This is a genomic window from Flavobacterium sp. WC2416, assembly GCF_041200095.1.
Classification (GTDB): Bacteria; Bacteroidota; Bacteroidia; order Flavobacteriales; family Flavobacteriaceae; genus Flavobacterium.
The window spans coordinates 1,083,193-1,107,661 of the sequence record NZ_CP165626.1 but is presented as its reverse complement, the minus strand read 5'-3'; the positions used below and the strand labels follow the sequence as shown (position 1 = coordinate 1,107,661).

Sequence of the window (24,469 nt, the reverse complement as noted above, 5' to 3'; positions counted from 1 at the left end):
TTAGAAAATATATTTCTTTTATTAATTTTACAGCTTCAAAACATAACAAAATGCTGAAATACATTGCGAGTCTTGCCCTATTTTGCTCTTTTCTATTGAGCTGCTCCACTTCACAAAAAATTGACACATTAAGACCCGCCCCTGATGATGCAAGTCCGATAGTCTATGAAAATGTTCCTTCCTTTATCAACTTACCCATCAGCGTTAAACTGAAAGATATCGAGAACAAAACCAACTCACTGTTGAATGGATTGATTTATGAAGACACAAACATAGAAGATGATGATATTGAGATAAAAATTTGGAAATTGGCTCCTATTACTATCCAAAATGAGAATGCAGTTTCTGGTGAAAAAATAAAAACCATTTTACCTCTAAAAGCTATAATTAAATATAGAATAGGAACAAAAACAATGGGGGTTGAACTGTATAATACACGAGAATTTAATTTAAATGGCGTACTTACTTTGAACAGTGATGTGGCATTAAATAATTGGAAATTAAAAACAAAGACTCAATTAAAATCACTCGATTGGAATGAAAGTCCTACAATGACCGTTTTCGGGAAAAATGTTCCAGTCACGTATCTAATCAACCCTGCAATCAAAATTTTTAAATCGAAAATTGAAAGAAAAATCGACGAAGCAATTGAAAAATCAATGGACTTTAAACCTAATGTGTTGACTGCATTAGAGAAAATTTGCACCCCTTTTCAGATGAATGAAGCATACGAAAGTTGGCTTAGGATTGTCCCAGTTGAAATATACACTACCGCAGCTAAATTAAAAGATGATACTTTTTTATTGCAAATGGGTATGAAATGCAATATGGAGACATTAATCGGACTAGAACCCGAATCTAAATTTGATGCCAATAAAATCACATTAAAACCTGTTTTGAAAATTCCCAATCAAATTACAGCAAATATTGTAGCGGTATCCACCTATCAAGATGCATCAAAGATAATACGTAAAAATTTTATAGGTCAAGATTTTGGATCTGGATCTAAGAAAGTCAAAATTCAAGACGTATCTATTTGGCATAAAAATGGAAAAATGGTTATAGCACTGGAATTAATTGGTTCTGTAAATGGAACAATTTATTTAGCTGGATTTCCACAGTATGATGATAAAACAAAAGAAATCTATTTTGACAAATTAGACTATGTTTTAGACACCAAAAACAAATTAATGAGAACTGCTAATTGGCTAGCACAAGGAATAGTTTTAAGAAAAATTCAAGAAAACTGTCGTTATTCCATTCAACCTAATTTAGAAGAAGGAAAGAGAACCATGACAACTTACCTTAAAAATTATTCTCCAATGTCAGGTGTATTTGTAAACGGTAAAATGGATGACATTCAATTTCAAAAAATCGAATTAACAAAAAATGCCATTATTGCTTTTATTAAAGTAAATGGTGAAATAAATATTTCAGTAGATGGTTTAAAATAACTAGTTGAATTAATCCAATTTTTTCTTTTTTCTCATTCTATAAATAGCATACCCTAGAAGAGCCACTAATAAATAGGGTATAACCATTAAAAATACAATTCCATCATTTACAGCTTGAGCTTGTGCCTTATTTCCTTCACCCCCTAATGCTGCTCTACACATGGCACATTGTGCACTTGACGATACAGAATAGATAAAAAAGAAAACAAGAAATAAATATTGATTTTTTTTATTTTTAAACATAATACGGAGAGATCATTAAATAAACTATAACACCAGTAACGGCTACATACAACCAAATAGGAAAAGTGATTTTAGCAATTTTTTTATGTTTATCAAAAATTTGAGCTAAAGCACGAACATAAGTAACTAATACTAACGGAATAATAATTACTGAAAGAATGATATGAGAGGTTAGAATAAAATAATAAACATACTTAATTACACCTTCACCTCCAAATTTTGTAGAATCAGAAGTCATATGATAGGCAACGTACATTGCTAGAAAAGCAATAGAACAGCCTACTGCTCCTTTCATTAAGTTCTCATGCAATTTCCTGTTTCCGTTTTTTATAGCTAAAACAGCCGAAACAAGCAAGACAGCAGTAATACCATTAATTGTTGCGTAAATAGGTGGCAAAAAAGTAAGAGGCTCAACATCAAAACCCATCTTACGCAAATTAACACTAAAAAGCAAAACGACCACTAAAGGAATTGCAACTGACAACAGCACAATCCATTTATTATATTTATTTTCTAAATTTTGTTCACTCTCCTTCATATTCCTTTATTCTTCTAATAAAACATTAATATCTTGTTGAATATCTTTAACTCCTTTTTTGTCAAGACCATCATAATATAAGATTGGATTTCCAAAATCATCTCTTCTGCAACGTATATTACCGTCTTTATCTATTAAAGCAAATAATCCTGAATGTTCAAATCCTCCAGCAACATTACTATTGGCTGCAGCATAAAGGTTAAATCCTTTATTAGCCAAACTATATATGTATTCACGATCACCAGTTAAAAAATTCCAATTAGAGGATTTCACACCTAATAACTCCGCATGATCCTTTAAAACTTTTGCAGTATCGTGATTTGGATCAATTGTAATTGAAGCAATACCAAAATTAGGGTTTCCAAAAAATTTCTTTTCAATAAGCAACATGCTTTGATTCATTTTCGGGCAAATTGAAGGACAAGTAGTAAAGAAAAACTCTAAAACGTATACTTTCCCTTTATAGCTATCATTAGTAATCTTTTCATTATTTTGATTAACCAATTCAAACTTAGGTGCCGGACCAATTTTTACTAATTTACCCTCTTTATTAGATACGGTTTTAACCAGATCTAAACGATCTGCCTTTACAACTTCCCCATTTTGTATTCTATCAATAATTTTAGGAACAGCATAAATCCCAAAGATTAAAATAACAAATGAAATACCGATATATGATTTATTTTTAAACATATTACTCTTTTAATAGTTGTTTAGTAGCATTATGATTTTTTTTAAGAGCAGCACGATACTCATATAAAATTACTTTAAAATCATCTAACATTTCATTACTCAAGTCCGCAGGGTGAAAAGTATTATAGCCTTCTTTATATTCTTTCTTCTTCTTTCTTCCTCTAAGATTTCTTTCTTTATCAATAATATAAACAAGTGGAGTTCCTGAATTTTTATCAAGGGTTCCTACTAAATTAAGTTGTTTATAATATCCATTAATTTCTTGGGGAGTAGTAAAAACAAAATGCCATTGTGAAACATCTGTAAATTCATCAAGTGCATCTAAAATACTTTTGATATCGTTTTCAGTACCAACTGGACAAATCATTACAAATTGCAAATCTTTGAATGTATGATAACGCTGGTAAATTTTTTCATTTAGATTAAATAGATTACCTCTGTTTTTTAAAACATCACTTCCAGAAAAACCCAAAATAGTTATTTTATTATCTAAAGTAACTTTTTCATTATTTAAAGACTCCCAATTTCCAAGGTCAGCAACTTTTGGGGTAATAACAGGTAATTTTGTAAAACTATTTATACCTGAAGCAAAAAACAAATAAGCAACGATAGGTAAAATAAAAAGAATAAAAAGAACAATATTTTTTTTCATTACTGGATAAAAATTAAAGTACAAAAATAAAAAAAGGCACGCAATGCGTACCCTTTTTTTGAATTAATATATTGTTAAAAATTCCATTTAATGGTCGAATCTTTAAAAACCCCATAAATATAATGCCCTTCAGTCAAAAGAATGAAAAGTAAATATAAAATTAAGAAAATAACAGGCAAAACAACCGCCCATCTTAGACTACTTTTTTCACCTTCCATGTGCATAAATGCCCATACAATATAATAAGCTTTAAAAACAGTCAAAATATAAAATATCCAATTCAGCAAATTCATGCCAAGAAAATGGTTAAGGTGTAAAAATTCTGGTTTTATAATCCCAAGAAAAACCTCAACAGTTGTTACAAGAGATAATAATCCGAAAACAAACCAAATTCTCTTTGTATTAGAAACGTGTTCGTGTGACATAATAATAATCTTTAAAAATTAAACTAGATAGAATACTGTAAATACAAATACCCAAACTAAATCGACAAAGTGCCAGTATAAACCAACTTTCTCAACCATTTCGTAACTCTTTCTTTTCTCGTATGTTCCAAGAAGTACATTAAAAAATATAATGATATTTATAATTATACCTGAGAATACGTGAAAACCGTGAAATCCTGTTATAAAGAAAAAGAAATCAGCAAACAGCTTACTACCGTATTCGTTTCTTGTCAAGTTTGCACCTTCAACAACATACGTTGCTTGAGCCAACCTCAACTCAGACTCTTGTCTAGTAAGAATCGTTTTGTGTTTAATCTTTGTTAATTCATGATTAATTTTAGGATCTTTAGCAATTGCCTCGTCCCCTTCATAAATAACTTCTGTTCTGATTAATAAATCTGGATGTGCCTTAAAACCTGCCTGAACTTCAGCAACAGAATAAGATGGCAAAGCTGGCTCACTAATAAACCAATCTCCTTTATTACCAGTTAATCGCTCTCTACCTTCATTCAAAGTTGCAGCGAAATCAGCTAAAGCAACACGATGCCCTTCTTTATCGACAAACTGAAGTAAACTACCTCCTTTTGTTTCAATTGCACCATACTCCCCTTTTATGAAATTTTTCCATTCCCAAGCTTGTGACCCTACGAAGATCATACCACCGATAATGGTTAAAAACATATAAACAACAACTTTGTTTTTTTTCATTTGATGACCTGCATCAACGGCCAATACCATTGTCACAGATGAGAAAATTAAAATAAAAGTCATTAATGCCACATAATACATCGGTGCAGATACACCATGCATAAATGGGAAGTGAGTAAACACTTCATCGGCCAATGGCCAGGTCTCAATAAATTTAAATCGAGAAAAACCGTAAGCTGCTAAAAATCCAGAGAACGTTAAGGCATCTGACACGATAAAAAACCACATCATTAATTTACCATAACTTGCTCCCATTGGCTCATTGCCGCCTCCCCAAGTTTTTTCTTCACTATTTGCAGTAGTAACTGTCGCTTCCATAAAAGTTATTCGTTAAAAAGTTCCCAAATTTACGTTTTTTTCTTATTTAAAGAAATATAAAAATACAAATAAATAAAGCCATAGGAAATCAAGAAAGTGCCAGTACATTGCACCTAGTTCTATTCCAAGAGTTTGAGTCGAATTGTATTTTTGTTTAAAATGATTATAAATTATAATAAGGAGAGAAATTAGCCCTCCAGCAAGATGAATTAAGTGCACAACGGTAACAATATATAAAAATGTTGTTGTTATTGAACTCTCACTTCCTGTAAAATAATACCCGTTTTCTACTATTTGTCCAAAGCCGACAAATTGTAAAACAACAAATAAAATCCCCAGCGCTAAAGTAGCTAAAAGAAATGTAGTAGTCGCACTTTTATTGTCTTTTTGAATCGCTTTTTTTGCTAAATGGAATGTAACACTACAACCAATAATAACAATCGTACTATAATAGAATGCTGTAGGCAATTGAAAATCCTTCAACCAGTCCACTCTCGATTTACTTACCACAAAAGCACTTGTAAGCCCTGCAAACATCATAGTCATACTAACCATCGCAAACAACAAGATCAGCTTATAGGATCTTGCGGTTCTTAATCTATGTTCATTCGTTGTCATTGTAACTTCCATAACTATCTTAAAAATTTATCAAATATATAAACTAACTGCAACAACGTAATATACGAAACACTTACTAACATAAGAGTTCTTGCTGCTTTTGCACTTCTTAACTTGTACAATTGGACTGAATAATACAACATCCATATTCCTAATAAAAAAACCAAAATTGCAGCAACTGGCGTTAAAAATAATTTTCCCGTATAGCCTAATGCTGGCAATAACGAAGCTATAATCAACCAGATGGTATATAAAATAACCTGTAAAGCCGTACCCTTATCTTTTTTTCCAGTAGGAAGCATAAAAAAACCTGCCTTCTCATAATCTTCATACAAAAACCAACCTATTGCCCAAAAATGAGGAAACTGCCAAAAAAACTGTATTAAAAACAAAGTTCCCGCTTCAATTCCAAAATTTCCAGTTGCCGCAACCCAACCCAACATAAATGGGATAGCTCCGGGAAACGCCCCTACAAAAACTGACAACGATGTCATCGTTTTCAAAGGAGTATACACACTCGTATATAAAAATATTGAAATCGCCCCAAACATGGCCGACTTCGGATTAATAGCATAAAGCAATGAAATTCCAACGATTGTTAGCAAACTAGCTACAATCAAAGCAGTATTTGGAGACATTCTACCTGCTGGGACAGGACGATTTTTAGTTCGATCCATCAATGCATCCAAATCTTTTTCAATAACTTGATTAAAAGCATTTGAAGCACCTACCATACAATACCCACCAATGATAAGCATTATTAACACAGACCACTCAAAAGGATTTGCATCATCTATCCCTAAAAAATATCCAGCAATAGAAGAAAACAATACACTAATAGCAAGTCCAGCTTTAGTAATTTCTTTAAAATCTAAAAAAATCCTCTTTAGAGAAAATGTATTTGTTGTAGTATTCAATCCGGTATCCATTAGGTTTTTATAAAACTGGTGCAAAGGTACAAATTAGATGTAGAAATAAGAATGAAGAATTTAGATTTTTTAAAACTAATATTCATAGCGTAATTATTATCCGTTTTTACACAACCAAAACACAACTATTAATTTACTTTTAATTAAACCCGTTGCGAATCTCGATTAAATACTAATAATCAAAATACCAATTAAAGACATCAGCTCTTAAACCTATCGTAAACCAATTAGTACTTTGGGTAAACGCAGTTTTTGTATTCTGTGTAGGATCAAAACTTCTATAAATATAACTTCCAAAAAGTTTTAAATTGGTAGTCGGATTGATCAAATACCCTCCTTGAATATCTGCAATAAAAACTTCCGTTTTGTTTCCTTGACCTACTTTTACTCCGCTATCAAATGGACGATTCTCATCATAATCCTTATAAATATTTCCGCCATAATTAAAACTATCAGTACTTGTATCAAAATCCAAACCTCGGGTACCCGCAGTAATTTTTGCATCAGCAAAATACCTTCCTTTATGATAACGAGCAATTGCTATAAACTCTTTAAAATTACCTCCCCACTGATGCCCAATACTTTGATTATTATGGCCGTAGTTAGTTATCGGTTCACTATGAGAGTACACATAAGGACGAACATGATTGTATTCTAATTGCAACAATAAATTATCAACCTTAAATGCATTGTAATATTTAACTCCTAGCTGATAACCATATTTGTTTTTCCAACTATTATCCCCCCTTTTAATATCACCAAGTGAAAATTCATCCAAAAGGAACTGACCATAAAAATTGATTTGATTACTCCATTTGTATTTATAACTAAAACCCAAAAGTGCGTTTCCAGTTCTTGCTGAAGAAGCAAACTCAACAGATCTATAAAAAATAATTGGGTTTACAAAACTAACATCAAAACCTCTATTATTGGTATTAGTCCAAATTACTGATTCAAAAAGACCAATATTTAATCTATTCGAAACATTCCAACTTAAATAATGATTGGCCATAAACTTGGTAGCATACGTTCTTTCTAGAGTAACTTCGGGACGAACGTCTTTTAACCACATATAGGTATTCGTGTACTTAATTTTCCAAAACTTAGTATTTATTTTAAAATAAGGGTAAGGACTGGCACCATCACTTTCCAAAAGTGAACGATACCCATCACCAATAAAATTTCTGCCATAGCCCAATTGCAAGTCAATATTTTTATTTGGAGCAAATGTAATATTGGCTTCAGCCAAAGGGAAATCATATGAATTTGTTTTGAAGTCTTTAGCTATTCCTATTCCAGGTATAATAGCAGGATTCCCTCCTGCAGGCGCAATAGATTCAGCATATTGATTAAAATAATCAGCAAATCGTCCTTGGCTTTCAAAAACAGTAGTTGTGAAATTAAGTTGTTTCCCAATTCCTCCTCTAAAATTAAGTGCTCGTGTATTAACGTAGGTATAGGAAACATCACTATGTGTTGCTTTTCCAACTTGTAAATCTAATATTGGATTTAATGTAAGCCAATACCCATCACCTTGAATTTCGACAGCATTTTCATTCCATAATTTTTTTGCCCACCAATTTGAAGCTTTTATTTTAAGTTTTTCATTTGCTTCTTTAAGATTGTAATATTTAGAAACTTCTTGATAAGTATATGGTTTAGAAGCAGTGTGATTATTACTTCCTACTTGATTCATTGCACCATCAAACTGAGCATAATAACTATGAGAGAAAGGTATATTTAGATTGCTTTCAAACTCAGGATTGTTGTATTTTTTATAAACGATACTATCCAACTCTGTAAGTTGTTTTGTCTTATTTGGAACAACTTCTGCTCTAGCCAATGCTTCTGACGCGATTGTTTCCTGGCTTTTCAACGGAATTGAAATCGCAATATTATATCTAGAATAGACTGCTTTTCCATTGTAAGTAGAAGGACTAATTTTAGGAAACTTACTAAAAACTCTTTTGGTTTCCTGAATTAACTCTTCATCTACTGCATTAACATAAATTACTTTAAAAATACCATTACTGTCTACTTCAAAAAGCACTTTTATATTCCCTCGGAAATTATTTTTCATTAAAGTTTCTGGCACAACAAAATTTTGAAAAACAAAATCTTGAACTTCACTATAAAAACAACTTTCTAACGCTACAGATTCTAAATTTTGACATTTAGGAAAAACGGGGAACCGTTCTGTAGACAATTTGGCTTGCAAATTATTAGTATCTTCAACTTGAGAATACGTAAAAAAAGATATAAATGATATAAATAAAGTTAAGAAACTTTTTCTCATATTAATTTTGATTGTGAATTTAGTATTCTAGTTGTGTTCCTGCACCATTTGCAATTATTTTCGCTCCAGAGGTACCTATTCGCTTTACACCTAATTGAATCATTGCAACAGCCTCCTCATACGTTCGGACTCCACCAGCCGCTTTAACTGGAAGCGGAAACGCATTTTCAAGCATCATGGTAATTGTTGAAATTGTAGCCCCGTTCGGAAGATTACCTTGGGTTATAAAAAAACCAGTTGAAGATTTAACAAAAACCGAATTATAAAAAATTTCTTTGAAATTTGAAACTACTACATTTTTTATTAAAGCTGTTAATTGAACGACCTGCTTATCATCAAGGGCAGCCACTTCAATTATCCACTTTACTACTTTTCCCTTTTCCAGACCAAGTTTTGTACACTCTAAAACTTCCTCTTTAACTAAGTCGCTATCGCCCGCAATAAATGCGTTATAATTACAAACAAAGTCTAAATCATCCGCGCCATCTTGTATTGCCAGATTAGCTTCAACAAGCTTGTCCTCTACATTTGAATTCCCATCTGGAAAATCGATTACTGTTCCTACTCCTACTTTAGAATTGGCTGTAGTTATCATTTCTTTTGCAATAGCAACCATATTAGGCCGAATCATAATGAGTTTAAAATTCTCATCAATAGCTTCCTGAATAAACTTCTTAACTACAACACTATTCTGGTCTTCATCAAGTCCCGCTTGAATCGCCGTTTTTAAATAGGTAGAATCTAAATATTGTCTAATGTTCATGTTATATCTATTCCATTATAAATGATAGGTTACAAAAATACATTTTATATTCAAAAGAGTTAATTATATGTAATTACTTTTTAAATTTTTACTATAAAAAAATCCCACCAAAGTGGGATTTAAATTGAATTATATACTGTTTATTTCTTGTTTTTAAAATATAGAATCATAACAACGATTGCTAAACTTGCTCCCGTTATATTGGCCAAAACATCAAAAACATCAGCAGTTCGGGTAGTGGTCAATACTTCTTGTAATATTTCAATTGTAATTCCAAAAAAAACAGATAAAACAAATGAATAAAAAAAAGGCTTATAATTATTTGGACTTTGCATTTTTACTTTGAAGAACAAAACCCAAAGAGTAGTAAACACAAAATGAAAAAAGATATGAATCAATTTATCAAGATATAAAATACTTACTTCTGGAATATTACTTGACGGTGTTAAACAAAGAAAAGTAACTATTATAGTCCAAAAAACTGCAATCCAAAAATACAATTGTTTATGCACCGATCAATTCTTTGTAAGCTTCACTAGATAGTAACGAATCAAAATCCGCAACATCAGAAACTTTTATTTTTATCATCCACCCCGCTCCGTAAGGATCTGAATTTACAGTTTCTGGAGTACTTTCTAAAGCATCATTGAATTCAATAATTTCTCCAGCTAATGGAAGAAATAAATCAGAAACTGTTTTTACCGCTTCAACAGTTCCAAAAACCTCATCTTTTTCAAGAGTTTGATCTAACGTTTCTACTTCAACATAAACAATATCTCCTAATTCTTTTTGAGCAAAATGAGTAATCCCTACTGTTGCAACATCCCCTTGTAAACTAACCCATTCGTGATCTTTAGTGTACTTTAAATTTGATGGTATATTCATATAAATACTAATTGATAATTGATAATTGATTTTTTGTACGGCAAATGTAACAATCTTCTAATGAAAATTGGTTTAGATTTTAAAAAATTAATTCCCAAAATTATAACGAAGTGTAAACCCCGAACGGATATTTGTTAATGGAAATGAAGTCGATATTACAGCTTTAGAAAAAGAATGATCGTAATAGAATATTGCAGTTAGGTTCTTACTGAAAGAGTAATCAGCAGTTAATTTTAATGACCAAATATTTTGACCTCCCGCCAATTGATTATTATCGTAGTCCAAATAACGTACAATTGTTTGATTATTTCGATAAGAAAAATCAGCTTTCATATTAATATCTCCTTTTATAATGCCTGATGGATTATCAGCCAGTCTAGAAGAAAAGATAACATCTTTAAATCGATATCCTAGCCCAACAACATATTCAATTCCTTTTACCTCGGTCAATAAATTATTATCAAAACTCATCGATAATGCTCTATCTTTTTTAATTTCAGTAAGAATTTTCAATGAGCTTTTCAATTCAAAATCCATTCTAATCAGCGGACTAAATTGCTCCACTAAGTTAATATTTGACATGATTGTTTTATTCAAAAAATTACCACTTGCATCAACTCCATTCTTGTCATTATCATAATCAAAATTAGATCGGTATTGATTAATGGTATAAGAAGCTCTATAATTATGCTGCAACGAGAATCGTTTAAAATTCCTTTTAAACAAATCATAACGCATTAATCCATTGTATTTTACAGCCCAGTTTGGTATTGGAAAACTTCTAAAAATCCCTAAGGAAACATTTGAGGCACTACTGCCAGAATAGGCAGCTAAAAAAGCTGGCAATAAAACTGCTTGATTATTTTTACCATACCCTAACGGATATCCATCTTCATCCAAATTAGCTGGGTTAGTAACATCAATACCACGTTGTGATGCCAATCGATTAGCAACTATTAATCTATTGCTTCTAAAGTCATCAAATGCCACTGAAGAAACTTCATTGCTTGCCGAAAAAGACGTTTTAATCAAAACCGTTGATATTGAAAAAAGTCCGTATGTATAAGGAGATCTCGAATTATATTCTCCATTAGTCACATCGTATTGTTCTGAATAATTTTCAGAATACGATCTGTCTGCATTTAAATCAATTTTTAAATCGGGGAACAAATCTACATTCGCAGTTGACTTAAACATCTTATTACTTACCTGTGAAAAGTTTTGATTAAAATCCTGATAATTGGTCAACCAACCATTTTTAGCAGCTTCATAACGAACATCATCTTGACTACCAAATATAAACCCTAAAGTAGGTCTTGAAGACCCAAAGAAACCTACACTTGGAGTATAACCCGGTAAAACTGTACCGCTGTTCTCCGTATAATTTACCTGAATATTTTTTACACTCGTTAAAACACCCATAAGTCCATCTACAAATTCATTGTTTTGAACAACTGGTTTTGCTGTATTATTCACTACCTTTTCTCCTGGTTTAGGAGCTGAAGCTTTGGGTTTACTTGTTACTTTAGCATTATTTTTTGTTAACCCTAAATACTTATAAAGCATATCCATATTAAAAGTTGCATTCAAAGTATTCGAACGCGCATTTTGAACCGTATTTCCTAAATTATAATCTACTCCTCCTATTTCTATTTGTGACAATGCATTTGACGAACGTTGCCAGCTATAGTCTCCTGTATAGGAATAATTTGCTTTCACAAAACTAAATAAAGGAATCTTATTGATTGGAATTTCATAATTCAAAACCAACTGTTGCATGTGTTGGTTAGGCGTTCCTATGTTCCAGTAGCTATCCCAAATCGTAAAACTGTCAATAGGTTCATTATCCTGATTTAAATAATTTTTTACAATATTATTAGATGACGCTGTATAACTTAGTTTTAAAGATTTTGTAAGGTTATAATTAAATCCATACTGATAATTAAAGGAAAAATTTCTTCTATACAAAGGATCCAAACCAATCCCCTCAACATCAACTTGACGAAATTGTTGACGATTGTATTGTCTAATTATATTAGTATTAAAAGAAACATTTGAAGGCAAATAATTAAAATTGAAATCACTAAGCAACTTCCAATAACTACTTTTTTTCATGAATTCCGTTTTCTTGAATGGCTCAACAGGTTTTGGCTGAAAACTATAAGCATAATCCACTGACGTATTTACTTGTTGATCAATATAATCTTCAATTTCAAAATCATGTCGCTCTACCTTATTGTATGACTGAGAAAAAGTAAAGTTCTCTGGGTCATAAACATGCTGTTTTTGCTCAGGACTTCTTTGTTTTCTAACACCAATAAAATTAATACTTGTTCGTTTTGTATAATCTACTGCTCTATTTGTAATATTATTTCTCTCCGCAGTATCGGTTGTATTGTCCAACAACTGTTTTAGTTTGATATCTTGATTAAAAGGATCATATTCTGGTGTGATTGTCTCTTCTCCAACGGCATAATTAAATGGTAAATTTATCCCCCATTTTACTGGCAGTAATTTCCCCAAATTAAGATTAGTGACAATATTATATTGTTCAATATCTTCCCGACTTCTCTCATTTGGCCCTTGCTCCAAAGCTCCGAAACCAATAGTACTTTTTTTACCTGTTGCGGAAATAGTTGCAAAATCGGCAAGGTTTGTATCAACATTTAAAACTGCCGCCATACCGCCTTGATTATCCATATCAGCCAAGCGAAGTTCATTGAACCAAACTTCTCCTTTTATATCTTGGTGTGTTTCATTGCTTTTCACACCAACCATAAGTGTACGAACCAATCCAAAATTAGGATTTCCTTTTATCCCCAATCTCAACTTATTTGTTTTATTGGCCAGACTTGGGTTTAACTCATCTTCATTTTGATAATAGATTCCATCCAATGGTAGAGTACTCAAATCGATACTCATTGCCTGAATTTTAAGCTGAGTTAACAAGGCTAGCGTTAAATCAATATTATTATCTTCTGGCCAAACCTCTTCTGCGCTCAATGCGGAACAATTAGAACCTGAAGTAGAAGAAGGAGTCGTTACTTTCAAAGGAATTTCTATTTGATAGAAGTTCTGTGTAAAATCATTTCCAAAACGAATAAATCCAATCATTTGATCGTCTCTAAGTACTGTTTGATTTGGCAATGATTCTGCATGCAAAAACATTTTTAATTTTTTGAACTGCCTCATATCGATGCTAACATTCTTAAAAACGGCTCTTGAATCTTCCGGCTCAAGACCGTTCCCAGAAACTCTAAGTGACAGCGACTGTTCATTTTGATTTATAATCGTATTATTATTATACAATTGTTCCCGTTGCACTCCAGGAGGGATAATATAATTAACTGGGCATCTGTCATTATTTTCTTGAACATTCACTGCTAACACATCTAAATCAGTTCCATCATCAGCTACGTTTGTATCATTAAAATCCAATGTATTCGTATATCTTCTCCATTCTCCTCTGACCAAATCTAGAGCACCAAAACGAACAGTTACGTCTTGATTAAAACCAGTCATAAACATTCTCATAAAACGAATGGATCTAAAATCTGAAATATTTCCTATTGTATTTTCTGGCTGAGAAACTGGGATTTTAAATTGTAACCATCTTGCATCAGTAACTTCACCATTTGCTAATGTTACTTGCGTATTTTTCACATCAGTAATATAGTTTTGACCAACATTCATATTCGGTTGAATATCCACACTATATTCATAATAAGCATTAATGGTATTCATTGTATTATCTCTATTAATATCTTCAACATCTGGAACTGTTGATGAGCCTCTATTGGGATCACTTACACTTACAGCTGAGTTTCCATCAACACCATTATAGTTCTTATATCGCTCTTTTACACTACCTGTAGTGTTTAAGTAATAGGTATAATCATCAGCTGCTGGATCAGACTCTGAAGCAAAATTAGTATAGACAGTCCCTTCATTCGCATTAGACAATCCATCTAAACCTATATCTTGATTCTTTCTATTATCCGCATTAGTATCAAAAGCATAAATCAAAGATTGTGACGCAGGAACATCTCCCCAAATAGGTTTTGGATTTACTAATATTTGATCTGGCCCTAGTCCATTTTCATATTGTTTGCGCCCATCTTTCAAAACATCTTCTGATATCTCCCCTAAATTGAAATATATTTTTCCAGTATTATCATTTGGAACCTGGCCTTTACCAACGTAGGGATCCATTACCCAAAACTGAATATATTCCACATTTCCTTGTTCAAAATTTGTTGAATTTATAGCTCTCATAATTCCACCATAATTAGTTCCGGGGCTTGCAGAAAAACTCGAACTGTTATTATAAGGACCTCTATCAGAAGGATAATAACTTAAGTCCAAAGTATTAACAACTTGCGATTGTCCTTGAGCAATATCAGTTAATGGGTATAATTCTTCACTATAAATTCTTCTTGTAGTATTCAATGACAAATCATCATTTGAAATTCCAGATGGTTTTTGCGTATAAAAAACGGGATCAATAGTATACCAAGCTAGCTTCGCTCTTTTAAACCCATAACTTAAATCATTAGCGTTAGCGTTAAAATCATAGGCACTTCTTGTATTTCTATCTGGTGTAGAAGATAAACTCCAGGCATAAGCAGAACGCATATCAATTGTAGATTGAGATCCCTCAAAGTCATCTACATAAATTGTTGACTCTCCTTGAAACTGATCTGCTTTTGGTGTGTCTGGTTTCAAAAAAGCGATTTCTCCACGTACCGAAAGATTTGAAGGCACATCGGTATCAATATTAGGGAGTTTATTCACTAATCGAGTAAAGAAAGGAACCTCAGTAGAATAATTAGTATTAAAACCAAAAATAGTATTGTTTACCGATTCTTGACCAAAACTTGATTTTTGAGTAAAGGGTTTTTCAGTCATTTTTAAAAATGTAGCTCCAACCAAAAACTTATCCGAAATTTTATGTTCTACATTTACCCCCATAAACCTTCTGGTTTGCTGACCAAAAACAGAATTATTTTCCAGAGAAACATTAATAGGCGTATTTGATGCTTGAAGAGATGGATCCAAAATTTGAACCCTACCCAATTGATAATTTACACTATAATCAATTCCTTCAACTAAAACTCGTCCTCCAGCAGTCACTACAACGGAACCTTGAGGAACATTGAACGCTCCAATAGGAATTCCATCACCTCCTGATGATTTATATTTACCTCTTAAAAGAAATTTATTCTTGTCACTATCTTGCAATGCTCCAGATTGGGTGTTGCGATACATATTACGAAACACATATTTCTTTTGATTTGCATTATAAGTATTAGCATCGTTATAGTTTTCTCCTGAACCTGTGTTTGACAATTTGGAAAACAATAATTCACCAAATGGCTCTTTGGTAGTAAATATTATTCTTCCATTTTGGGAATCAATAGTGATGCCTTGCATAAAATCAAAAAAACCATCCCCTCCAGTTTGTGGATCATTATTATAATTTAATTTATCTAAATTAAATACTTTCAATAAAGGAGTTTCAGCAACTTTATTATCAGGTGATGGACTTGCAGGAAAAGGACTTCCCGACACTTCAGTAATGTAATTTAATGGAGACGGATCAGTATATAGTATATTAAACCTAAAATCCTCTTGTTTCACTTGATAAGCTCCTGGTATTTGATAAATGTTTTTCATCATCAAGTTCCAAACTGGATTTTTGACATTTGTTAAATTACTTTTCAACATTTTCAAAATTAAACTTTGAGTGATAATTGCTTGGGAAGAATTAGTCCCCGTTACAACAGTTGCATCGATACCATCACTACCAAATTCACCTACCTGATACACTTTATCACCTATTGTATATTGATAAGCAACGGCTAGCACCTCATCATTTGCTAATCGTTGTTGCAACGATATATATCCTAATTGAGCATTATAGGTATATTCATTTGAAGTTAATTTTCGAGCATTTTCTAATTTAGAATAATCTTGACCTTCGCTAACAGTGACATTAAATCCAGAATTAGAAGTAACTATTTCCCTAATATTACTATTTAACAAACCTGAACCAGTTAAAATTTGTGCTGGATCATAATCGTTATTAGAGTTGTCTGTGGGCGAATTTATTGGATTATTAAATATTCCTGTTGAAGGATCAAGCACTACCACTTCATTATCTGCCAAGCCCGATAATTGCGATTCTCCTAAATCTTGAAGCGCAATAATATTTCGTAAGTTATTTGAATTAGTACTAACACGAGTTTGTTTATTAGTAACCCAAATTTCAAGTCTTGTAATTTGAACCCTACTATCAATAAAAGGGTAGTTTTTTAACGAAGCATCGTATTTATTTCTAAAATATTGTGACAAGAAAAAATGCCTGTCATTATCGTAATCAAGCGCATACATATCAAAGTCCTGAATTACTCCACCACCTTCTGCAACTACACTTTTTGTTTTTGATTTTTGTTCTGAAAAGACTCCTGTAACTGTAGTTTTTCCAAATTGCAATTGGGCTTTTACACCAAATAAGCTTTGCGCTCCCCTAATTAATGAGCTATTCAAAGGCATACTTACATTTCCAACTTCAATTTTTTGAATAATATCATCTTCTGAAGGAGCATATTCTAATTTAATTAAATTTTGAAATGCGAAAGTAGACTGCGTATCATAATTTGCATTAACATTCAACCTTGTACCTACTTTCCCCATTAAGCTCATGCTTATCCTTTGATTAAAATCAAAAGACAAATTAGATCTATTTCTTGGAGAGAAAGAAGGATTATCTTGTTTGGTATATCGAGCACCCAAATCCATTTCAACGGAACCTGTAGGCTTAACATCAATTGTATTACTCCCGAAAATTGACTCAAAAAGACCAGAATTTACATAATATTTAGGTAATAAATCTTTTTTCGCAGCCTCACTTCCTTCTTTTTTACCATCGATAGCATCCGTTTTTTTCTTGAAATAATCTCTCATAGATTCTTTCAAGACTAAACTTTCATACTCTTTTGGAGTTAATATAATAGGGTAATTGATAGAAAACCCATCAACAGAATTAGTATAAACATACCTATCCGTAACAGGATCATAAGTATAGGCCGAGAGAATACTTTGAGGGTTTTTTATTTGGACTTTTCCTAAAGAGAAACCCTTATTAATTGTATCTTGAGCTTCTTCTTTTACTTGAGCCCTAGACGCAAAACCACAAAATAAAACTAACAAAAAAAGACAAATTTTCTGCATATAATTCGTGTTTCCGAGTTCCTTTTATAAGTTCTTTAAAGCTTTTTTAATAATTGATTCAACAGAAGCATCTGGATCCTCTTTTACAATTTTTTCAATGATTTTTTCAGAAGTTTTTCGAACAAAACCTAATACCTCCAAAGCTGATAACGCTTCATCTCGGTTTGTATTGCTTTGCACCATTGAAACTTCATCTAAATCATATAGTTTCAACACTTTTTCTTTTAAATCAAGTATCACCCTTTGAGCTGTTTTACTACCGATTCCTTTTATCGATTGAACTGTAACTACATCCCCTGAAGCAATCGCATTTGTAATTTGTTTAGGATCTAATGACGACAACATTGTTCTCGCAATATTGGCCCCAATTCCCGAAACGGAAATTAACAATTTAAAAATCTCTTTCTCAGATTTTTCTACAAATCCAAATAAAGTATGCGAATCCTCTTTAACTTGAAGATGTGTAAATAACTTTACAAAATCAGTATTAGGAAGCAATGAATAAGTATGTAACGAGATATTTACATGATAACCAACACCACCGCAGTCAATTACGATGTGTGTTGGTGTTTTTTCCACTAATTTCCCTTGTAAATGTGCTATCATTTATAGTTTGTATATGAAACAATTTATTGTTTTTATAAAGCTAATTATAAAGAAGCATTAATTTGTTTTTTCTTTTGTTTTTCCTGCGCATCAATTACAGCAATTGCTGCCATATTGACCATCTCTTCTACACTTGCACCTAATTGAAAAATGTGAACTGGTTTTCCCATTCCAAGCATAATAGGCCCAATTGAATCCACTTTGTTTAATTCTTTCAATAATTTATACGTAATATTAGCAGAATCTAAATTAGGAAAAATTAAAGTGTTTACCTTTTTTCCAGCTAGTTTAGAAAACGGGAATTTCTCTTTCAGCATTTCTGGATTCAAGGCAAAATCTGCTTGAACTTCACCGTCAATAATAAGGTCTGGATGATGCTCATGTAAATAAGCTACTGCCTGTCTTACTTTAGCAGCATTAGCATCACTAGAAGAACCAAAGTTAGAAAATGAAACCATCGCTATTACTGGCTCTACACCAAACATTCTTGCTGTTTTAGCAGTCATAATAGCAATTTTTGCCAAGTCATCTGCAGAAGGATCGATGTTTATCGCAGTATCTGACAAAAACATTGGACCACGAGCAGTCATCATCATGTTTGTAGTCGCCACAATAGAGGCTCCAGGCGCTTTTTCAATTAATTGCAACATTGGTTTCACTACAGAAGAATAACTTCTAGAATGACCTGTAACTAATCCATCAGCCTCTCCTTCATTGACCATCATGGCAGCAAAATAATTTCTTTCACGCATTAACTTTTCAGCATCATATAAAGAAATTCCTTTTCTTTTTCTAGTTTCCCAATAGGTAGTCGCAAATTTATTTCTTCTAGCGTCTTCTTCTTTTATTTTAGGATCAATTATCTCAATATCAGCATCAAAACCTAATTCTTCTTTTAATTCTAAAATAATTTCCTTGTTTCCTAATAAAATAGGATGTCCAATTCCTTCTTCTAATACAATTTGTGCTGCCTTAAGTACATCTAAATGATCTGCTTCTGCAAATACAATTCTTTTAGGATCCATTTTAGCTCTATTGGTAATCAATCGAACCATTTTATTATCATTCCCTAATCGGTCTAGAAGTTCTTCTTCGTACTTATGCCAATCAGTAATAGGGTTTAATGCCACACCAGAATCCATAGCAGCTTTAGCAACTGCAGGAGCCACAATAGTAATTAATCTTGGATCAAATGGTTTTGGGATAATATAATCTCTACCAAAAACTAATTTAGTAGCGCCATAAGCAACATTAACTTGCTCTGGAACTGACTCTTTAGCTAATAAAGCCAATGCTTTAACAGCAGCCATTTTCATCGCTTCATTTATTTTAGTAGCGCGAACATCTAAAGCACCCCTAAAAATATATGGAAACCCAAGTACATTATTCACTTGGTTAGGATGATCAGATCTTCCTGTAGCCATGATAATATCTTTTCGTGTTGAAATAGCAAGATTATAATCTATTTCTGGGTCTGGATTTGCCATTGCAAAAACGATTGGATTATCAGCCATTCCCAATAACATTTGAGGACTCATAATATCTCCAGAAGATAGTCCTAAGAAAATATCTGCTCCCTTTAAAGCTTCTTCAAGACTTACTGGCTTTATATCTTTTGCATATTTTAATTGCATAACAGATAGTGATGGATTGTCTTTTGTCAAGACTCCTTTACTGTTAAACATCAATATATTTTCTATTTTAACTCCTAGTAAAACATATAAATCAGCACAAGCTAATGCTGCTGAACCTGCACCTGAAACTACCATTTTCACATCCTCAGCTTTTTTATCAGCTAATTCCAATGCGTTTATTAAAGCTGCAGAAGATATAATTGCTGTTCCATGTTGATCATCATGCATCACTGGAATATTCAATTCTTCAACTAACCTACGTTCAATTTCAAAAGACTCAGGTGCCTTTATATCTTCTAAATTTATCCCTCCAAATGTAGGAGCAATATTTTTTACGGTTTGAATAAATTCCTCAATATCTTTAGTACCAATCTCAATGTCAAAAACATCAATATCTGCAAAAATCTTAAACAATAATCCTTTTCCTTCCATAACTGGTTTTGAAGCTTCAGGTCCAATATCTCCTAGACCCAAAACTGCAGTTCCGTTAGTAATTACCGCAACTAAATTTCCTTTAGCTGTATATTTATATACGTTATTTACATCTTTAGCAATTTCTAAACAAGGTTCAGCTACACCAGGTGAATAAGCCAAAGATAAATCTCTTTGGGTTGCATATTTCTTAGTTGGAACTACTTGAATTTTTCCTGGAGTAGGTTTTGCATGATATAATAACGCTTCTCTTCTTTTGCTGTTTTTGTTCATTTTTTAATGTTTTATTCTAGCTTACAAAGATATAAGACTTGGTTTAAAAAGCAGACTTTTCTTCTATTCTTTTAAAAAAAAACCAAACCCTATTTGTAGAAAAAAAAATAGCCGCACTAAATTGCAGCTATTTATACTTATTTTTAAATTCTATTTTAACCTTTTGATCCACTAATATAAGAATCCAAATGCTGAATTGTTTCTTTTTGAATTTCTATTATTGCTTTCACTACGTCACCAATTGAAATAACACCAGTAACGACATCATTTTCTACAACCGGTAAATGTCTAACCCTTCTTTTACTCATAATTCCCATACAGAAATCAAGATCATCCGTTGGTTTTACCGTAATGACATCCTTTTCCATGATTTCATGTACAAACGTATCTTTTGAAGCTTTATTTTTTAGGACAATTTTCCTAGCATAATCTCTTTCAGAAAGTATTCCTTTTAAAATATTATCTTCAATGACTAATACTGCTCCAACATTTTTTTCTCCCATCACTTTCAATGCATCATATACGGTGATTGTAGAAACTATAGAATGAACATCCTTTCCTTTTGTGCTTAATATTTGATTTACAGTCATGTTGAAAAAATTTAGTTGACTATAAAGTTAAAAAAAATAACATACAAAATACAGCTTTACAAAAAAAAAATTAGCCTTTAAATAAATCTTCCGGAGAAGTAAGTCTATTTAGTTCTTGTTTCAAATGATCGTTTAGTATTTGCAATCCATATTGATAGGACGCATTAACCCATCCAAAACCTTCTTTAGAAATATAATCGAATTCCGTCCCAACATTACCATACTCTGCAAAAACTTTATGGGAACTGGTTTCCAAATCAAATTTCTCTGGAATCGTTCCATTGTATTCCACTGCATTTTTAGTAATCAACCAAAGCCATCTGTACACCATTTCTTGGGCTTTATCAATAAAACCATAATTAAGTAAACCCTCCCATAACAGCATTTGGTGTGGAGCCCACCCAAAAGGATAATCCCACTGCCTTTGTGGCGCATCCTCAGGAAAATTTGCCGTACTTGCTTTTGTACTTCCTGTAATTCCTCCACTTTTTATAAATTGTGGCAAGGCTACTTCGACTAATTGTTTTGCCTGATGAGCATTGCATAATCCGGCCCATAAAGGGAAAAAAGTAGTTGCAGCTTCAAAAGGGAATTGTCTATTATTTACAAAATCATAATCAAAATACATAGTTGATTCTTCATTCCAACATAATTCATCCATTTTTTCTTTTCTTGAATTTGCTTTGGATTCCCAATCTTTAGATGTGTAATGAGTATCAGCTATTTGTATTTTATCATCATAGAAATTCTTAATCAAAAAGGCTATATCTTTTTCATATTTGTAAAGAAAACTATTTACATCAACTGAATTTAAGTTAGCACAAGTATTAATCAATCTATTAGTAGTGTCATGTCCGCTTTCGCGTAAACTTCTATCATGAACAAAATACTCATCAAGTTCAGCATCAACAATAGTTCTATTTAAATATTGCTTTTCAAATTCTCTAATTGGCAAATTATATTTTATTGCATACGATTCTAAAACATCATCAAAATGTCCTGGCTCCACTTCAAAAGGCATTCCTACACCACCTGACTTATATCTATTTAATCCTGTAGGAGTCAATCGACCACCTTGCACCATCCAAACTGTATTGTATTCTAGAATAACCGTTTCTAGATGGCCTTTCAACCATTCTAAATTTGGAACTTTATTCTTTACAATCTCAACTAATAAAGAGGAGTATAATGGTGGCTGTGTTCTAGTTAAATAGTAACTCCTATTGGCATTTAGTATTTTTCCGTAGTGAACAATTTGATATTTAAAGTTATCTGCTATAGCCATCGCTTTCTCCAGCTGATTATCAATTAGCAATCCAACACCAATAAAATAGCTATCCCAACCATACATTTCATTAAATCTCCCACCTGGGACAACAAATGGAACTCCTTGTAAACTGTATAATTTTTGCTCTAAAGCCAACGCAAGAATCCCGGGTTTTGTATTCAACGTATCAACATACTCTTCTGTATAATCTTCCGGTAAAACTCCTACTTTGAAATTTTGCAGTTCTTTTTCTAAATCCTGAAAATACTTCACCCCTTGTTTATCTTTAGCGGAAACATATAGAGTTGGTATTTCATTTGTCGTTTTTTCATCTTGTAGAATTTGCATCAGGCCTTTCTTATCAATAGTTCTAGTAAGTTCATCCCAATAATCCTCTCTGATTTTTCTCGAAATACGATCTACAGGCTCCTCTTGAATCCGTGTTAAATCGACTTCACCCAATTCCGTTTTTTTATCTTTGAGGACTGCCAGTTCTTGAAGTAAATTTGCCAAATGATAGGTTCCTTCAATTACTCTTTCTTTTTTAGTTTTTTCATCAACTAAAACGAATCTTTTAGGACCATTGTCATCCTTTGTAATCTTTTTATCATTATCAGTATCCTCTTGAAGCAAAAGTTCGCGAAATGTTTTATCTATGTTTAGTGAAATTTTCATGATTTAGCAGTTAGTTTTTTTAATATAAAGAAAGAGACTAATAATAAAGACATTGGAATCAAAGTATAATAGAACGCATTTTCAGGCCCTTCATTTTTAAACAAATACCCAATTACTCTTGAACCTAATGTACCTCCTAATGCTGAAAAAACAACAATTAAACCCGTCATGGAACTGTGCAGTTTCTTGGGCAAAGCACTTAAAACAACTGAATTTAAAAGGGGATATATTGGAGCGATAAACAATCCCACAAGAGGAAATGCAAATCCTATTAAAGGAATATCTCCTAGCGAATTGATTTCTTTAACATCCAGCCCAACCGTCCTTGGCAATACAAAAATAACGATTAACATGGCCATCACAATACAAAAACTAAGGACCCAAATCCAATTTATACTTTTAGTAATTACACCCGCAAGTAATCGTCCTACCGCCAAAGTAATAGCCAAAATACTCGCCATCATTATGCTTATATTCTCTGGAAGGTGTAATACTTTACTATTAAAAGTAGGCAACCATGACATAATTCCTTGTTCAATCATTACAAATAGAAAGGCACTAATTACAAAAACAATAGTCAGTAGTTTAGCAAACAGCTTGAACATTTGTTTAAAATCATCCGCTAAATCAACTCCAGGAATATCGGTTTGGTCTTCAAATTTGGCAAAGAACAAGAATCCAAATGATAACAATGAAATTCCCGCTAATAACCAATACACGTTCAACCATGCATCAGGATCCGATTCTGAGTTGAAAGCGGGGAATAAAAAGTATGCCAGCGCAATTCCAATCATAAAAACCCCTTCAATACTACTCATTAAACTATTGTGTTCTTTTTGATTTTCAGTAACGGTTCCAATAAGAGAATAAACGGACACCTTTATCAAAGCAAATGAAACTCCAACAGTCGCAAAAAGTATTTTAGCTGTTTCAAATGAGTTTCCAAAATACATCGTAATACAAGCTACAGATACCAAAGCTAAACCAATAAGCATGGCTTTTTTATAACCTAATCTAGGCAAAAAAGAAGCTATCAAAAAAGAGACAATTGCGATAGGTAAATCTTTAAAAGCCTCTAGAATACTAGCTTGTAACTCATCTACTCCATAATTTTTTTGGGCTTTTAAAATCACTATTCCTACACTATTCAATAGAATAGCAAAGACAAAATAATTCAAATACATCGCTAATTTAATAGTACTTTTTTTCATTTTTA

At 32.3% G+C, this 24,469-nt stretch carries 19 protein-coding genes; 1 reads left to right on the top strand and 18 read right to left on the bottom strand.

Going from position 1 to position 24,469, the window contains the following annotated elements:
• Nucleotides 1-50: 50 nt before the first annotated feature.
• Complete coding sequence (locus tag AB3G39_RS04535; RefSeq protein WP_369769713.1) at nucleotides 51-1,454, top strand: DUF4403 family protein; 1,404 nt, start codon at nucleotides 51-53, stop codon at nucleotides 1,452-1,454.
• A gap of 9 nt (nucleotides 1,455-1,463) precedes the next feature.
• Here the strand turns inward: AB3G39_RS04535 and AB3G39_RS04530 are convergent, their stop codons facing one another.
• The 18 genes from AB3G39_RS04530 to AB3G39_RS04445 form a co-directional block, all read right to left on the bottom strand.
• Nucleotides 1,464-1,697 carry a hypothetical protein gene (locus AB3G39_RS04530; protein WP_369769712.1) on the bottom strand — a complete coding sequence of 78 codons (234 nt, stop codon included), beginning with the start codon at nucleotides 1,695-1,697 and terminating at the stop codon, nucleotides 1,464-1,466.
• Nucleotides 1,690-2,235 carry a DUF420 domain-containing protein gene (locus tag AB3G39_RS04525; protein WP_367772149.1) on the bottom strand — a complete coding sequence of 182 codons (546 nt, stop codon included), beginning with the start codon at nucleotides 2,233-2,235 and terminating at the stop codon, nucleotides 1,690-1,692. The genes AB3G39_RS04530 and AB3G39_RS04525 overlap by 8 nt, the downstream gene beginning before the upstream one ends.
• 6 nt (nucleotides 2,236-2,241) lie before the next feature.
• Complete coding sequence (locus AB3G39_RS04520) at nucleotides 2,242-2,928, bottom strand: SCO family protein (RefSeq protein WP_367755351.1); 687 nt, start codon at nucleotides 2,926-2,928, stop codon at nucleotides 2,242-2,244.
• A 1-nt stretch (nucleotide 2,929) separates the two neighbouring features.
• Nucleotides 2,930-3,580 carry a hypothetical protein gene (locus AB3G39_RS04515; protein ID WP_369769711.1) on the bottom strand — a complete coding sequence of 217 codons (651 nt, stop codon included), beginning with the start codon at nucleotides 3,578-3,580 and terminating at the stop codon, nucleotides 2,930-2,932.
• Nucleotides 3,581-3,654: 74 nt separating this feature from the next.
• Complete coding sequence (locus tag AB3G39_RS04510) at nucleotides 3,655-4,005, bottom strand: cytochrome C oxidase subunit IV family protein (RefSeq protein WP_367755355.1); 351 nt, start codon at nucleotides 4,003-4,005, stop codon at nucleotides 3,655-3,657.
• Nucleotides 4,006-4,023: 18 nt separating this feature from the next.
• Nucleotides 4,024-5,052 carry a cytochrome c oxidase subunit 3 gene (locus tag AB3G39_RS04505; RefSeq protein ID WP_367772152.1) on the bottom strand — a complete coding sequence of 343 codons (1,029 nt, stop codon included), beginning with the start codon at nucleotides 5,050-5,052 and terminating at the stop codon, nucleotides 4,024-4,026.
• A gap of 42 nt (nucleotides 5,053-5,094) precedes the next feature.
• Nucleotides 5,095-5,682 carry a heme-copper oxidase subunit III gene (locus tag AB3G39_RS04500; RefSeq protein ID WP_367755359.1) on the bottom strand — a complete coding sequence of 196 codons (588 nt, stop codon included), beginning with the start codon at nucleotides 5,680-5,682 and terminating at the stop codon, nucleotides 5,095-5,097.
• Between the two features lie 2 nt (nucleotides 5,683-5,684).
• Nucleotides 5,685-6,587, bottom strand: a complete 903-nt coding sequence (gene cyoE, locus AB3G39_RS04495) for a heme o synthase (RefSeq protein WP_367774184.1) — start codon at nucleotides 6,585-6,587, stop codon at nucleotides 5,685-5,687.
• Nucleotides 6,588-6,771: 184 nt separating this feature from the next.
• A complete protein-coding gene (locus AB3G39_RS04490; RefSeq protein WP_369769710.1) occupies nucleotides 6,772-8,895 on the bottom strand; it encodes a gliding motility protein RemB in 2,124 nt (707 codons plus the stop codon).
• Between the two features lie 19 nt (nucleotides 8,896-8,914).
• Complete coding sequence (deoC, locus tag AB3G39_RS04485) at nucleotides 8,915-9,658, bottom strand: deoxyribose-phosphate aldolase (protein WP_369752596.1); 744 nt, start codon at nucleotides 9,656-9,658, stop codon at nucleotides 8,915-8,917.
• A gap of 140 nt (nucleotides 9,659-9,798) precedes the next feature.
• On the bottom strand, nucleotides 9,799-10,170 hold the full coding sequence (locus AB3G39_RS04480) for a VanZ family protein (protein ID WP_369752597.1): 372 nt from the start codon (nucleotides 10,168-10,170) through the stop codon (nucleotides 9,799-9,801).
• Nucleotides 10,163-10,543, bottom strand: a complete 381-nt coding sequence (gene gcvH, locus AB3G39_RS04475) for a glycine cleavage system protein GcvH (RefSeq protein ID WP_367755363.1) — start codon at nucleotides 10,541-10,543, stop codon at nucleotides 10,163-10,165. Before gcvH ends, AB3G39_RS04480 begins: the two co-directional genes overlap by 8 nt.
• A gap of 87 nt (nucleotides 10,544-10,630) precedes the next feature.
• On the bottom strand, nucleotides 10,631-17,776 hold the full coding sequence (gene sprA / locus AB3G39_RS04470) for a cell surface protein SprA (RefSeq protein ID WP_369766111.1): 7,146 nt from the start codon (nucleotides 17,774-17,776) through the stop codon (nucleotides 10,631-10,633).
• Between the two features lie 24 nt (nucleotides 17,777-17,800).
• A complete protein-coding gene (gene ruvA / locus AB3G39_RS04465) occupies nucleotides 17,801-18,382 on the bottom strand; it encodes a Holliday junction branch migration protein RuvA (protein WP_367755367.1) in 582 nt (193 codons plus the stop codon).
• A 44-nt stretch (nucleotides 18,383-18,426) separates the two neighbouring features.
• Nucleotides 18,427-20,721, bottom strand: coding sequence for an NADP-dependent malic enzyme (locus AB3G39_RS04460; RefSeq protein ID WP_369766109.1), 2,295 nt, complete (start codon nucleotides 20,719-20,721; stop codon nucleotides 18,427-18,429).
• Between the two features lie 155 nt (nucleotides 20,722-20,876).
• Nucleotides 20,877-21,311 carry a CBS domain-containing protein gene (locus AB3G39_RS04455; RefSeq protein WP_369766108.1) on the bottom strand — a complete coding sequence of 145 codons (435 nt, stop codon included), beginning with the start codon at nucleotides 21,309-21,311 and terminating at the stop codon, nucleotides 20,877-20,879.
• 70 nt (nucleotides 21,312-21,381) lie between these two features.
• Nucleotides 21,382-23,253 carry a trehalase family glycosidase gene (locus AB3G39_RS04450; protein WP_367772159.1) on the bottom strand — a complete coding sequence of 624 codons (1,872 nt, stop codon included), beginning with the start codon at nucleotides 23,251-23,253 and terminating at the stop codon, nucleotides 21,382-21,384.
• Nucleotides 23,250-24,464: a sugar MFS transporter gene (locus tag AB3G39_RS04445; RefSeq protein ID WP_367772161.1), complete on the bottom strand. Its 1,215-nt coding sequence runs from the start codon at nucleotides 24,462-24,464 to the stop codon at nucleotides 23,250-23,252. The genes AB3G39_RS04450 and AB3G39_RS04445 overlap by 4 nt, the downstream gene beginning before the upstream one ends.
• Nucleotides 24,465-24,469: the final 5 nt, after the last annotated feature.